The sequence below is a fragment of the Enterococcus sp. DIV1444a genome (assembly GCF_051712125.1).
Taxonomy (GTDB): Bacteria; Bacillota; Bacilli; order Lactobacillales; family Enterococcaceae; genus Enterococcus; species Enterococcus faecalis.
Window position 1 is genome coordinate 2,250,787 of sequence record NZ_JBIOOG010000001.1, and the last position, 14,590, is coordinate 2,265,376.

At 35.9% G+C, this 14,590-nt stretch carries 11 protein-coding genes, 1 tRNA gene and 1 pseudogene; 4 read left to right on the forward strand and 9 right to left on the reverse strand.

The annotated features are described in order from the left end of the window. Positions 1–165: 165 nt before the first annotated feature. On the reverse strand, positions 166–1,350 hold the full coding sequence (mutY, locus tag IGI87_RS10740; protein WP_438737008.1) for an A/G-specific adenine glycosylase: 1,185 nt from the start codon (positions 1,348–1,350) through the stop codon (positions 166–168). Continuing rightward, on the reverse strand, positions 1,340–2,140 hold the full coding sequence (gene recX / locus IGI87_RS10745; RefSeq protein WP_104855208.1) for a recombination regulator RecX: 801 nt from the start codon (positions 2,138–2,140) through the stop codon (positions 1,340–1,342). Before recX ends, mutY begins: the two co-directional genes overlap by 11 nt. Positions 2,141–2,271: 131 nt before the next feature. Here recX and rlmD point away from each other — a divergent pair, with 131 nt between their 5' ends. After that, a complete protein-coding gene (gene rlmD, locus IGI87_RS10750; RefSeq protein WP_113794520.1) occupies positions 2,272–3,642 on the forward strand; it encodes a 23S rRNA (uracil(1939)-C(5))-methyltransferase RlmD in 1,371 nt (456 codons plus the stop codon). A 71-nt stretch (positions 3,643–3,713) separates the two neighbouring features. On the opposite strand, the gene IGI87_RS10755 is transcribed toward rlmD, so the two are convergent. The 3 genes and pseudogenes from IGI87_RS10755 to IGI87_RS10765 form a co-directional block, all read right to left on the reverse strand. Continuing rightward, entirely contained in the window at positions 3,714–3,962 is a 249-nt protein-coding gene (locus tag IGI87_RS10755; protein WP_002356434.1) for a GlsB/YeaQ/YmgE family stress response membrane protein, read from the reverse strand. Positions 3,963–4,140: 178 nt separating this feature from the next. Next, positions 4,141–7,218, reverse strand: coding sequence for a beta-galactosidase subunit alpha (ebgA, locus tag IGI87_RS10760; protein ID WP_280211019.1), 3,078 nt, complete (start codon positions 7,216–7,218; stop codon positions 4,141–4,143). After that, positions 7,196–8,696, reverse strand: a pseudogene (locus tag IGI87_RS10765) (amino acid permease). The gene ebgA and the pseudogene IGI87_RS10765 overlap by 23 nt, the downstream one beginning before the upstream one ends. 148 nt (positions 8,697–8,844) lie before the next feature. Here IGI87_RS10765 and IGI87_RS10770 point away from each other — a divergent pair. The 3 genes from IGI87_RS10770 to IGI87_RS10780 all read left to right on the forward strand — a co-directional run bounded on the left by IGI87_RS10770 (position 8,845) and on the right by IGI87_RS10780 (position 12,085). Then, entirely contained in the window at positions 8,845–9,675 is an 831-nt protein-coding gene (locus IGI87_RS10770) for an AraC family transcriptional regulator (RefSeq protein ID WP_104855204.1), read from the forward strand. Positions 9,676–9,869: 194 nt separating this feature from the next. Continuing rightward, entirely contained in the window at positions 9,870–11,372 is a 1,503-nt protein-coding gene (locus tag IGI87_RS10775; RefSeq protein WP_104855203.1) for a glucosyltransferase domain-containing protein, read from the forward strand. Positions 11,373–11,713: 341 nt separating this feature from the next. Further along, a complete protein-coding gene (locus IGI87_RS10780) occupies positions 11,714–12,085 on the forward strand; it encodes a hypothetical protein (RefSeq protein WP_048962657.1) in 372 nt (123 codons plus the stop codon). Positions 12,086–12,288: 203 nt separating this feature from the next. Here the strand turns inward: IGI87_RS10780 and IGI87_RS10785 are convergent. The 4 genes from IGI87_RS10785 to IGI87_RS10800 all read right to left on the reverse strand — a co-directional run bounded on the left by IGI87_RS10785 (position 12,289) and on the right by IGI87_RS10800 (position 14,518). After that, positions 12,289–12,362, reverse strand: a tRNA-Ile gene (locus IGI87_RS10785). A 405-nt stretch (positions 12,363–12,767) separates the two neighbouring features. Then, positions 12,768–14,069, reverse strand: a complete 1,302-nt coding sequence (locus tag IGI87_RS10790) for a LysM peptidoglycan-binding domain-containing protein (RefSeq protein ID WP_438737012.1) — start codon at positions 14,067–14,069, stop codon at positions 12,768–12,770. Continuing rightward, the gene (locus IGI87_RS10795; RefSeq protein ID WP_049090496.1) at positions 14,070–14,303 is read right to left on the reverse strand and encodes a phage holin; all 234 of its coding nucleotides are present in this window, start codon (positions 14,301–14,303) and stop codon (positions 14,070–14,072) included. Further along, positions 14,300–14,518 carry a hypothetical protein gene (locus IGI87_RS10800; protein WP_002411210.1) on the reverse strand — a complete coding sequence of 73 codons (219 nt, stop codon included), beginning with the start codon at positions 14,516–14,518 and terminating at the stop codon, positions 14,300–14,302. Before IGI87_RS10800 ends, IGI87_RS10795 begins: the two co-directional genes overlap by 4 nt. Between the last annotated feature and the right edge of the window lie 72 nt (positions 14,519–14,590).

The following is a 14,590-nucleotide window of genomic DNA, read 5'->3' on the forward strand; positions in this document are numbered from 1 at the left end:
TCTCTTGAAAAGTCTCCACCATCATGACTACTCCTCTAAGCAGACAAGAGACAAGTCTATCTTACCAGTCCCCTTCAAAACTAAACATAGCAGAATTTATATAGGGGTATAACCTAGAGGAAACAAAAAAGAGAGGCTTATTTGTTTATAAGCCTCTCTTTTTTGTTATTTATTTTTGTGTTCTTTTTTGAACAACTCCACCATTTTTTGTTGTGGTTTTGGAAAAACATAGTCCGAAAATTGTTGTGCTGCCACCCATCGCTGCGATTCTAGTGTTGCTAATTCGCCTGTATTTCGACCATAAAAGACTAAGATATGCCATTTTAAATGACTGAAAATATGAACGACTTCGCCTAAGGCACGTTTTTGCCAGACAACTGTTTCATAGTCAGTAAAAAAACTGACAGGTTCTTCAGCGACCAAAGGTTCTGTTACAGAATCTAAGTCTAAAGTTAATTGTTTTTCCGTTTCTGTTGGCTGCGCCAGTTTTTGCAATTGTTGAAATTGTTTTTTGCTAATTTCTTCAATCGGAAACAGCCACATATTGGCTAACAAACCGGTTTCAGGTCGTTGTTCTAATAAAAATTCTTGCTTTTTATTTTCAATAATAGTGCCGACATAATACACATCTTTCGGCTTAACTTTTTTTGATTTGACCGGATAAGCGGTCATTTTATCTGCCTGATAGGCCGCACAATATTGCTGAAGCGGGCAGCTTTCACACTTAGGTGAAGTTGGGGTACAAACGGCTGAGCCTAGATCCATTAAGGCTTGATTAAAATCCCCTGGACGCTCACGATCGATGATTTTAAGCATCGCCGCTTCAAATACTTTACGACTACTCGCTTTTGCAATATCTGCATCAATTTCAAATAAACGGCTCACTACCCGCATGACATTACCATCAATTGCTGGTTCAGGAAGATTAAAGGCAATGCTACCAATCGCACCGGCCGTATAGGGGCCGATTCCTTTTAAACTCCGAATATCTTCAATTGTGTCAGGCATTATCCCACCAAATTCTGAAACAATCTGTTGCGCTGCCACTTTTAAATTACGCGCTCGTGAATAGTAGCCCAACCCTTCCCAAGCTTTCAACAACTTATCATCTGGCGCTTCTGCTAAATCTTGGATTGTCGGAAACCATTCCATAAATCGATAAAAATAATCAATGACTGTATCTACGCGAGTTTGTTGTAGCATAATTTCAGAAATCCAAATACGATACGCATCTGTATTCGCTCGCCAAGGTAAATTGCGTTTTTCTCGTTCATACCAAGCTAAAAAATCTTCCTGGAATGAACTAACTTTTTCGGGACTCCACGCCTCCCAAGGCTCTTTATTCGTCATGTTCTACTTCCTTTTCGCTAATAAATTGCTGAATCAAATCATAGTCAAACCCTTTTTGGAATAGGCTTTGTTTTACTTTTTGGACTTTTTTAGAAAAATCAAATCGCTGATTGGCACGCCATAAACGTTCGCCTTCCTTGTTTAACGCTTGTTGTTCTTGTTCTTCGTCCTTTTCAAATGCTAAAGATTCCAAAGCTAAATCAATGATTTCATTGGTAAAACCTTTTTGCATCAGATGCAGACGTGTTTTCTGAAGTGCATCTTTAAAGCTTTTAGTTCGATAACGTTGCATGGCCTTTTCTGCGGTTGCTGTTGCAACATTAAGCTGTTCATCTAACGTATAAAAGGTCAAGCCATGCTGAATATCTTCTTCACTAATGCCTTTTTGCTTTAATTGTTGTGCCACATTTCGTGGTCCTTTATCACTGGTTCGCATAGCTGTCCGCACGTAACTTTCACTAAAAATTGCATCATCCAACAACCGCAGCTCTTCTAAACGTTGAACGATTTTTACTCGATCTTCAGGTACAATTTCTTTCTCTTTTAAATAAGTAAAAATCTCTTTCTTTGAACGTAATTGATAGCTTAAGTAATTCATCGCCATTTGTAATCCGACATCATAAGAACTGGCTTTTTTAATTTCTTCTATTAAAGTATCTGATAACTCTTGGCCTTTTAGCAGACGCTGCCGTACTAAAATATCTTCCGAGACACGCAGTTTTTCGCCTGAAGATAGCCAAAGTAGATAAAATTCACCTTTATCTTTACTAATTCGTGTAATTGTTGTCATCTTATTCTCCTGCCCCTCTAAATCAGAACATATATTCTACTATACCATAGAATCCTTGGAAGCCAAATAAATAAAAATGTGCTAAAATGGGAGGAAGTGAAAAATGTGAGATGACTAAAGGATGAAAGAATATGACTCAACAACTAGTAAAAAAAGGCCAACAAATTTCTTTAAAAATTAAACGATTAGGAATTAATGGCGAAGGTATCGGCTATTATAAAAAATTAATTATTTTCGTTCCTGGGGCGCTACCCAAAGAAGAAGTGACTGCCACAATCACAAATGTCACACCCAAATTTGCTGAAGGAACCCTTCAATCTGTCAAAAGAGCTGCTAAAGATCGCGTGGTTCCCCCTTGTCCTGTCTATGAAACATGTGGCGGCTGCCAGCTACAACATTTAGCCTACAAAGCGCAATTAGACTTTAAAAAGGATTTATTAAAGCAAGCGCTTAACAAATTTAAGCCAGCCAATTACCAAAACTATGAACTACGAAAAACAATTGGGATGGAGAATCCTTGGAATTATCGAAATAAAGCCCAATTCCAATTACGCCAAATCGATGGCCAAGTAGAAGCTGGTCTCTATCAAGCTGATTCACATCAATTAGTACCGATTGATAACTGTTTGGTTCAACAGCCTGCGACAACCAAGGTAATGAATACATTAGTTGATTTATTGAATGACTTTCAATTACCAATTTATGATGAACGTAAAAATAGTGGTATCTTTCGAACATTAATGGTTCGAGTGGGCATCCAAACTGGCGAAGTCCAAGTAGTGTTCATTACACAATCGAAGAAATTTCCACAAAGAGAAAAAATGATTCGCGCAATTAATGAACAATTACCAGAAGTTGTTTCTATTATGCAAAATGTCCAAAATAAAAAAACCTCTCTAGTAATGGGCGATGATACCCTTCACTTATGGGGCAAAGAAAGCATTGAAGAGCATATTAACGACGTTGTCTTTGATTTATCGCCGCGAGCATTTTTCCAATTGAATCCAGAACAAACGGAAGTTTTATATAATGAAGGAATCAAGGCCTTAGATTTACAACCAAACGAAACAGTTGTTGATGCTTATTGTGGCGTCGGGACCATTGGCTTAAGTTTAGCGAAACAAGCGCATCAAGTTCGTGGTATGGATACCATTCCCGCCGCAATTGACGATGCTAAATTCAATGCAAAACGACTTGGTGTTACGAACACACATTATGCTGTTGGAACAGCTGAAGACTTATTACCTAAATGGTTTAAAGAAGGCTTTCAACCTGATGCCATTGTAGTTGATCCGCCACGGACTGGTTTGGATCGTAAATTATTAACGGCCCTTTTGAAACAACCACCTAAGAAAATGGTGTATATTTCTTGTAATGTTTCCACATTAGCACGCGATTTAGTTCAATTAGCCAAAGTATATCAAGTAGACTACTTGCAATCTGTTGATATGTTTCCACAAACTGCTCGTTGTGAAGTTGTCGTTAAATTAACGAGAAAATAAAAAAAGGCACCAAGTTCCACGAAAACCGTGAGACTTGGTGCCTTTAGCTAATTAAGTAATTATTTGCTTAATTAGCTATTTTTTCGTCCGAAGAAGAATGAAACCACAGCAACTAAAATTACTGCCCCAATAATTGATGGCACAATTGCCATACCTGCTACATGGGGACCCCAGCTACCTAAGATTTTTTCTCCGATAAATGAACCAACTAAACCAGCAACGATATTCGCAATCCAACCCATTGATTGGCCTTTGCTTGTAAGCGCGCCAGCGATAGCACCGATAACAGCACCAACGATTAAAACCCATAAAGTATGCATAAAATAATTCCTCCTAAATGCTTTATCTAGCGAATAATTCGCTATGTTACTATTATGAACTATTTTTATTAGATAACAAAATAGTTTGCTTACTTCCATGAAAAAAAGAAAAAAATTATGATAATTTCATTAAAAAACTCAGAACAGAATACAGAAATAAACTGTTCTGAGCTTTTATTTAAGAAATTGTTGGTCGTTTTACTCGTTCATGTGCGACATCTGCTGCTTGAATCTCTTTATTATTAAAAGGTGTTAAACGGAATGCCAGTTGGAATTCTTCGAACGTAGTCCGATATTTTTCTAATTGCCACTGGCCACAAGAGTAGCTACCTAAGGCGTTTTGTTTGTAATCGATATTTAAAATAACATAATCACTTTCTTGTAATTCATTGGTATGCTTAGCAACATCTAGCGCTTGTTCTTCAAAATAAGAAACACTAAAATTATATGAATCAGCCGCTGTTGCTACTACCCCTTGGCCGCGATCATCCGTGAATGCGGACCATTTAGTCGCCATGTGGTTACCGTTAGCTTGTGGAACAACATAATTAGTGAACATTTCCGCCACTGTAGCATCATAAACGCCAAGTAAACCAGCTTCTTGTGAATCTACATAGTTTTCTCTCGGCCCTTTACCGAAATATTTTACTTCTGACAGAGACTTGTCTAAATGGAGAGTCACACCCAAACGTGGTAGCATATCTGGCGCATTTTCAATTTTACCAGCAGGACTACCTTTTAAGTCGAAGAAAATTTCGCCATTTGGTGCAATTAAATACTGATAGGCACATTGATAATGCCAAGCACTATTAGTTGTTCCGTTAATTGTTTTTACGATGACTTGGATAAAATCATCAACTTTTTTCCACTCAAAAGAACGGACAATTTCATGCTCTAAATGTAAGAAATATTTCTTCTTCATTTCATCAATAATTTCCATATCATTACTGATCGGTGCCCGCCAAAATGTAAATTTCGGCCCTTTATGCAATAATTTTTTACCATCTCGTGTCACATTCGTTAAGGTGCCTTTCACCTTATCAAAATTAATTGAAAAGTTTGGTCCTTCAATGTATAAATGAGGGCCAATTTCCTTTGCCATCAGCGAGCCAACTGGTGTGATCTCAATCCCTGGTGTTGCAATTGGCAATTCAAACTGTGCGGTAGCTAATTCATGACCAGCAGATGCATAGGCGGTCGTTTCTTTCAATTGATATGAAAGAGTTAAATAATAGGCGGCTCCTGCTTTTTTAGGAAAATCTAAATGATACGGTAAGTGCAATCTTCCTTCTGCTCTAGCAGCAATTGCTGGCACTGCTACTGTCCCTGATTGAATCACTGTTTGATCTTCAGTAATTGTGTAAACCAGCTTAAAGATAGCCAGGTTTTCAAAATCAAACCGACTCAATAATGAGAATTCACCTGACAGAACGTCAATAGCACTAGTTGTAATTGGTTCAATTACTTTTTTGTATTCATACAAGCTAGGAGATGGCGTACGGTCAGGCATCAACATCCCATCAATACAAAAATCTTTGTTACTTGGATCATCGCCGAAATCGCCGCCATAACGATAATAAACTTCACCGTTATCTGTTATTGTTTCAATGCCATGGTCAAACCATTCCCAAATAAAGCCACCTTGTAATTTATCATGAGCATAAAATAGCTCTTGATATTCTTTTAAATTCCCAGGGCCATTCCCCATCGCATGACAATATTCACATAAAATATGCGGTTTTTTTGAATTTTCAATAATCGTATTCATCAGTAATTCTCTGGTTGGGTGTTCCAACCACGTATACATTGTAGAATAGACATCCGTGACCTCTGCCTCAAAATCACCTTCATAATGGACCAAACGCGTTGGATCCATTTCTTTTGCCATACGGGCCATTTTAATAAAGTTATGACCAAACGCTGATTCATTTCCTAAAGACCAAAAGAGAATTGATGGATGGTTTTTATCCCGTTGAATCATCCGTACCATCCGAGAAACATAAGCCGTTTCCCATTCTGGATCGTTACTAATCCAATCATATTCTCCGGTTAATTCAAAGCCGTGACATTCCAAATCGGTTTCATCAATCACATACATCCCATATTCATCGCATAAATCATAGAAATAAGCAGATGCTGGATAATGACTGGTCCGAATGGCATTAATATTAAATTGTTTCATTAAACGAATATCTTTTTCAATTTCTTCACGACTAACCACTCGACCATTTTTCGGATTATAATCATGACGATTCATTCCTTTTAGTTTAATGGCTACACCATTAACTAAGAAAGTCTCACCAGATACATGAATATTTCTGAAACCAACTTTTTGCGGAATAACTTCGACGACGTCCCCTTCAGAAAAAACAGTCATAAATAGTTGATATAAGTATGGTTTTTCAGCTGACCAGGCAGTGACAGACGACAAACTTGCTGAAAATTCAACCGTACCCTGATTTCCTGCGACAGTCTCTTTAAGAACCGTTTTGCCCTGTTGATCCATCAATTCCAATTGAACTTGTTGTCCTTTGTCTTGCCAAAATTTACCCGTAATTGCCAAGCGGCCATTTTGATACGAATCATCTAAATCGGAAATAATAAAGAAATCTTCCAGCCCATTTTCTGGTACACCGAGTAATTCAACATCCCGAAAAATACCACTTAACCACCACATATCCTGATCCTCTAAATACGTGCCATCTGACCATTGATAGACTCGCACCGTTAAATCATTTGTTTCACCAATTTTAGCGTAAGACGTAATGTCAAATTCCGCTTCATTTCGTGCACCTTTACTGTAGCCAACTTCATGGCCGTTCACCCAAACATGATAAGCTGAATCTACGCCACAAAAACGTAAAATGATTTTTTTATCGTGAAATGTTTGATCCACAGTAAATGTCCGTTTGTAAATACCTGTTGGGTTTTCCGTTGGTACATACGGCGGATTAATGGGAAAATTGTACCATAAATCAGAGTAATGCATTTTGCCATATCCTTGGACTTGCCAATTTCCAGGAACAGTGATTTGATCCATCTGACTTGTATCAAAATCCGTAGAAAAAAAGTTTTCTGGGCTGTATTCTGGCGCTTCTAAAAAAAGAAAATGCCAGCGTCCGTTTAAATTTTTGTATGCTTGTGTATATTTATTTTCATTTAGTAACGCTGTTTCTTCCGAAGGAAAGCTCGAAAAATGGGCTCGTCCAGGCAACCGATTGATACTATCTACTTTATAATTTTCCCAAGTCTTCATAATTCATTTCTCCTTTACCAACTTCATTTTTTTCTTTTGTTTCATATCGTTTCCAACAAATCCAAGCAAATCCCATAAAGACAATTAAACCAATGATGTTATACGCCAACATACCTAGTGGACTAGCGGTTCCTTTCGGTAACGTGCCATTGATTTCTTCCATGATTAATTTTGGATCCGGCACAGTTGACATAAAGAACACAAAGATAAAAATGGCTAATAAGAAAATCCCCGCAATTAAGCCAAAGGTTCGATTACCAAAGCGGAAACTTCTCGGCATTGTTTCTTTTTTCCAACGAAGCCCAATATAGGCGATTAACAAGAACAAGACAGGCACTAATGACGTAGAGGCTGTCATATTAATTAACGTTTCTAAAAAGCTATCCATATTTCCAATTCCTAGTGCTGGAATGGCAACTAAAATCGTCACAATAATTCCTTGAACTAACAAAGCATTGGTTGGATTTCCCTCTTCGTTCGTTTTCACTAGCCACTTACCGAAGACCCCATCAGGAATTTCTGAGAAAAATACTTTAACTGGTGCTGCAGTCCACAGAGCCAAAGAACCAAGACTTCCGACAAATAAGATAATTCCTACTAAGCGCACCATCATTGCTGCGGGAATATGGAAATACGTACCTAAAATTTTAAAAATATCAAAAATACCATTTGAAAAATTTCCTTTTAAGACGTCCGTTGGCACTACCAAACCTACAGCAACGGCACCAAGAATATACATGATACCGACCGCAATCGTTGCACCAATCATCGTGCGGACAAACGTTTTATTGCCGCCTTTAACATCCTTAATATATACACCGATACTTTCACCACCGCCAACAGCTTGTAAAATCCACGCCATTGTCATGAAAAAAGTCCAATTAAAAGTTGGCATAATTGACGTCGTGGTAAACTCTTGTGCTGGTTCATTGCCAAAACCAAACACGACGACAAAGGCTAAAACCACAAAAGCTACGCCCATAAATAAACGAGCACCACCCGCTAAGCTAGTCACTTTCGAAATCCACGAAACCCCTTTAATACAAACCCATGTCATTAACCAAAATAACAGGATAGAAATCACTGCAATTATTTTAGTACTATGGTTTCCTTGAAAAACGTTTTGACCTAAAAAAGCGTATGAACCATAAATCAATGTATTCGGTAGTAATGAACAGAAGAAAAACAAGTTGACAAAGAAATACGACCAAGCACCTAAAAATGCCCATTTAGGTCCTAACACAGATTCCAACCAACTATGAACGCCTGATTCATTTTCAGAATTAGCAGAAGCAAATTCTGCAATCATTAGAATAAATGGTAAAAAGTAAAAAATAGAGCCGAATAAATAGCCTGGAATAGTTGCTAAGCCAATCTGAATACTGTTGTTAACAATGCTGGGAAAGGCAAAAACCGCTGAAAAAAGTCATGAGCATCAACGCGACAGAACCTAATCGCTCCCGTGAATGTGTTGCCATTTTACTACATCCTCTCTTTATCAAATTAATTAGTACTCACACATTGTAAAACGCTTACAGTTTTTTAAAAATAAAAAATGTTGCCTATTTCTTGTAAAGATGTTGACTTTTAGAAAGCCTTTACATACTCTTATAAAGAGGTGATAGCATGCAAAATGTTTTTACAAATAATGTCAGCATCCTGATTAATGATCAACCTATTAGCCAAGAATTTCATCTTTATGAAGCTGGCTATGAAAAATGCCGCCCGACAAAACCAACGGAGTTTGCCCCCATTAATTATTGGGTTTTGCATTATTGTAGCGATGGTGAAGGCTATTTTTCAACACCCTTTATGGAAAAACAACACATTACCGCTGGCGATTTGTTTATGATCCCAGCCAATTGTCGCAATATTTATTATCCTAATCGGCAAAATCCTTGGACCTATCATTGGGTCGGTTTTGTTGGAGATCTTTCTTCTCAGTATTTAGAAAAAATTGGCCTGACTACCGAAAATTGTATTTTAAAAGGAACTGTTGATAAGAAATTAGAAAGTTTATTTAAAAATATTTACCAAGAAGCGAAGAAACATAATCATTTTGGCAGTTTAAGTGAAAGCTTTCAATTGTTGAATTATCTAGAGCATCATTCCATTACACAGCACGAAAATCAAAGCCAACAATTATTTAACCAAATTAAAATGGCTATCCACGAAAATTTTTCAAACAATCTTTCAATTAGTCAGTTAGCTGCTGAGTACAACATTGATCGTAGCTATTTATTTAAGCTGTTTCAGCGTTATGAACAAACAAATCCTAGTATTTATGTACAAAACTTAAAATTGCAAAAAGCCTGTTCTCTGTTAAGAAAAAGTTCCTTAACCATTACGGAAATCAGTTTTGAGGCAGGTTTTTCTTCGCCTTCTTATTTTTCAAAATTTTTCTTCCAGAAAAAAGAGATGACGCCTCGACAATATCGTCAACAGTTTTTGACTTAAAATAAATTGTTGCTTATCTGTAGTTAAAGAAAAAAACGATTTATTTAATAATTTTCAAATTTAGGTAGTTCTTATAATTTATCTATTTTATAATTAATTAGGGTTTTATTATAGGTGGGAGTGTGATATATAGACTAATTAAAATCAATAAATAATTTACAAGTTTTAGCAAATAAACAATATTGGAGAGAAAAATGAAACATTTTATTAAAGAAAACAAAGGTTTAGCCATCTACAGCTTTTTAATTGTCTTTGCTACTTATGGTATTAAACTATTTAACAATACTTACGCTATTGATACTATGCACTTAATGACTAACTACAGAGGCTACTTAAAACATTGGGTTTCCATTGGTAGACCAGGATTAGTAGCTTTAAAGCTTTTAACATACAACTATGTAAATGTTTATTTTTTAAATTTGTTAGCTATTATTTTCTTTGCTATCGCCACTATCTTGTTATGCTATTATGTTGATCTTTCAACTAAGCAGATTTATAACAAAAAGTATTTATATATTATCCCAAGTATTTTTCCAACCAGTCAATTATTTAGTGAACAATTTTACTTCGTCCTACAAAATTTTGAATTTTCATTAGGTATCTGTTTGGTTATACTATCTCTCATTGCTATTTACCATATTCCCAATAAAATTTTTAAATTATTTGGCTTTTTGTTACTGACGTTTACACTTACTATGTACCAATCATTCTTTGTATTTGCGTGTACCTTAATTTTATTCAAGATTTTAATGGCATTGTATTTTGCTCAGTTGAATGATCTTAAAATTTCTTTTAAAGACTATGCCTTCAAAATTGGTCATTTTATTCTACTAGCTATTTCATCTCTCGTTCTATCTCAACTAATGACGATGTTAGCGAAAAAATTTTTAAACGTTGAAAGCTCCTATCTAGATAATATGATTCTTTGGGGCAAACGTCCCTTGATAGATTCTATCAATGATATTAAAGATTACGCCAAAGAGCTGTTCTTCCCTCCAGTCGGAGACACTTTTTTTACACCGTTATTTTTGATATGTGTTATTTTACTGGCCGTTGTATTAATTAATATGTCCTATCTAAAACGCAAAAATGTTTTCTTCATCTTTATTACCTTGTTAGGTATTCTAATCACTCCACTCATGTTTACAATTTTAGGTGGAAAACGTCCAGCAATTAGAGGTGAAGTACCTAACTTCCCTGCTGTTTTAGCGTTATTACTCATCTTTATTATGATTTACTGGGGATATAACTTTGTGCTTAAACATTTATTAATTGGCATAGTAATTCTCTTTACTTTTATTCAAGTTCGGGAAACAACCAACCTAGAATATTCTGAGTATCTAACAGCGGAAGAAGATTTACGTACTGCGGAAATGATTACAAATAATATTTATTCAATGGAAATTGAGAATCCAGAATCCTATAAACTTTTAATGTATGGAAATCGTTCTCCTCGGAATGTTTCAAATATAAAAGGTGAAACAAACGGTGTCTCATTATTTGAATTCATGCCTAACTCGGTGCATACTAGTTTAAATACTTTACTCTATATGAAAACATTTGGATTAAATTTTAATGATCCTACACCAGAAGATTTTGAAAAACACCAAGCTTTACAAGCGGAAATGAACGTCTGGCCTAGCAAAGATTCTATCAGAGTGGTAGATGATTGTATTGTTGTTAATTTGTCAAAGTAAACAATTAAATTTTATAGATATTTTACTAACGGTAGTTGTTTTAGCAAAAGACAACTACCGTTTGCTATAAAAAAAGAACCCTTGCCACACAAGGGTTCTCAAACATTCAAAAGTTGAATGAATTATTTTACTGTTATGATTTTTGTACTTTTTGACGAACTCTAATTCTTTCTAGACGCTTTAATACCGGTATTTCTTTAGTTAATTTTTTTCTGACAAGTTCCACTTTTTCATAAAAAGTATGGTCAAAGTATGGTCATTTTATTAAAATAATACTTTTCTTTATAAAATCTTTATTAAGTGATAGAATTGACTTAAATTAATAAGCAGGAGTGTATGTTATGGATTGGAAAGAAGTTGGAAAAAAAGCGTTAGATGTTAGTAAAAAGGCTACTGAGAAAAGTATTGATTCATTCCAAGAATGGAAAAATGATCCAGAAAGAATCAAAAAAGCTGAAGAAAGAAAAAAAACAATCGATAAGAAAAAAGATAAAAAAGCACCCATGTTTCATAACGGGGTTCACTGTCCTAAATGTCGTAGTATGAATGTAGAATTTATGCAAAATAACCGTAAAAGTTTTTCTGTAGGTAAAGCTGCAGGTGGTGCAATTTTAACAGGTGGCGTGGGTACATTGGCTGGATTCGCTGGAAAAAAAGGGAAAAATCAATGGCACTGCAAAAATTGTGGAAACACATTTACTTCAAAAAAATAGGAGCACTGCAATGGCTAAAATAAAACATAGAATAACAAAAAGAAAAGAGCAAATTAGATGCATTTTCCACGACAGAAAACCAATTCAAAAACGAATTGCATTTTGGATAGTACTTTCAATCTTAATCTTAGATATAATATTCCGTTTCAGTGTTTTCAAATAGTTGTGTTATCAATCCAACCTTTTTAGGTTGGATTTTTTTATGGACCATACAGGACTCGAACCTGTGACCGAACGGTTATGAGCCGTTTGCTCTAACCAACTGAGCTAATGGTCCTGAAAACAAAATCACCCACAATCTGTCGTATGACGGTGAGTGATTTTGCCATTAATTGAGGTTCTGTAGTGAATGTCATCACTACAGAAAGTATACTATATAGAATTTTTCCTGTAAAACAAAAACCGTCCCTTGGCAAGGACGGTTTAAGTGAATGACTCCTTTATTGTAGGTCTAATATACTATAACGTTTTCATTATTTCAAGGTAATATTATAAAAACACCTACCACACAGACAACTACTTGGGGAAGTAATGTGCATCTGCGGTAGGTGTTTCTTATGTATTGAATCACTCTAAAAATCGAGTGATTCGTAAAAGAAAAAAAGTTACAATGAAAAAGATTTGCTATTGGATAAATTTATTTTAACTCTATATTTCAATTTATGCAAGCGCTTTTTAAGAATTAATAGCTCAATGTTTGACCAGAATAAATCAAGTTAGGATTTGCTAATCCGTTTAATGCAGCTAAGGTTTGATAAGTCGTACCAAGCTTAGCTGCAATACTTGATAAATTATCACCGTATTGAACCGTGTAAACATTGCTTAGTGCTGATCCATTGACTTTTAAAACTTGTCCAGGGTAAATAAGATTTGGATTTGTCAATCCATTTAATGCCGCCAACGTTTGATAGTCTGTCCCATATTGATAAGCAATGCTAGATAACGTTTCACCGTATTGTACCACATGAGTTGCTTCTGGTTGTTTATCAGGAACAACTGTTGCATCTGGCAATAATTCAACATCGCCTTTACTAATCCATGACAAGATGCCTTCTAGCAATACTCTGCTCCCAATTACTTCTTTCACCTTGTAGCTGTTTCCTTTTACCCAATCTGGAATAGCTTCGCCAGTTGCCCAAGCATCAACACTAAATTTCACTTTGACGGTATCGCCAACTTTAACATCAGAATTAGGTATTTTTTCAATTTCTTCGCCTGCATCTGTTGCTGGCGTATCCGTTTCTGGTTTATTGGTATCTGTATAACCACTATCCGTAATTCCTGTTAAATCTACGTTACCATCTAAACCACCTGCAATATAAGCGGATGTGAATTGCCAAATACCAATACCATCCATGCTTGGGAAATAAGCATACAATGGATATGGTGACACACCATCGATAGGATACGCAGCAATCCATAAAGAGTTAGGAAACTCTTTGATGATTTGTTGATAGTTTACATGATTTAGTGTAAATGGCTTATAGCTGTAATACATTGGAGTATAGCCAGCCTGTTTGATTCTGCGCATACCGTACAAAATTGTCTCTGTATTTGCTGCTTTTTCGGCATCTGAACTTACATATCCTCCATATCCATCTGGAACACTAGCCAACGCTCCATGTTCAAAATCTAATGCAACGATGGAATTTTTAGGTGTTTGAATACGTGGCAAAAAGTAATCCATTGTTGTTTTCGCAATGTCCATGTTTCCCCAAGTGTCATACCAAATATAGGTATGCGCACGTTTACCTTGTGCAATAGCACTTGCTACTTGCGTTTTATATGTGTATTGTTCATAAATACCGCTAGCATTGTAGCCACCAATCTGGGCAATAGCGAATTTATCATGTGCATAGCCAAAACGGCCTTGTTCGCCTTGATAAATCGCCCAATCCACACCTTGATCTCCTTTAGCGGCAAGTACAGCTGTAGGCATAAAAAACAGAGCGACAAGCGCTCCTGCTAAAATTTTCTTTTTCATCTATTTGTCTCCTTTTCTATCTGATAATCCAGGCGTTGTATGGTCTGTCACAATTCCTAGAATAGTTAATACAACAAACAATGCATTGACGATATCTAGCAGTTGCTGATTAATCACATCAATTTGAAATTTATACCCAAAAGGTAATGCGACTACTTGAATAAGTAGCAAAACTGCAGGAATTAGGGACAACCAGAATTGTTTATTTTTTATTCTTGATTTCCAATCTATCATTTTTTGTTTCCTCCAATTCCCCGAAAGAGAGTTTTATTTTGTTCTTCCAATCGACTAATGCGCACTTCATGGTTATTTAATCGGTCAACAGCTTGTTTTAGTTCTTTCATGCTATCCTCTAATTGAGAGAAGACATGATAGAATTTCATTAATGCGAAGATAATTCCGCCTAAAAATGTAATCAGCGCTAACCATTGTTCTAGTGTTAAGTTCATCATGCACCTACTTTCTACTTACAAATAAAACCGCCTAGCTTTCGCTAAACGGTTTATCTTTCATTAATTCCA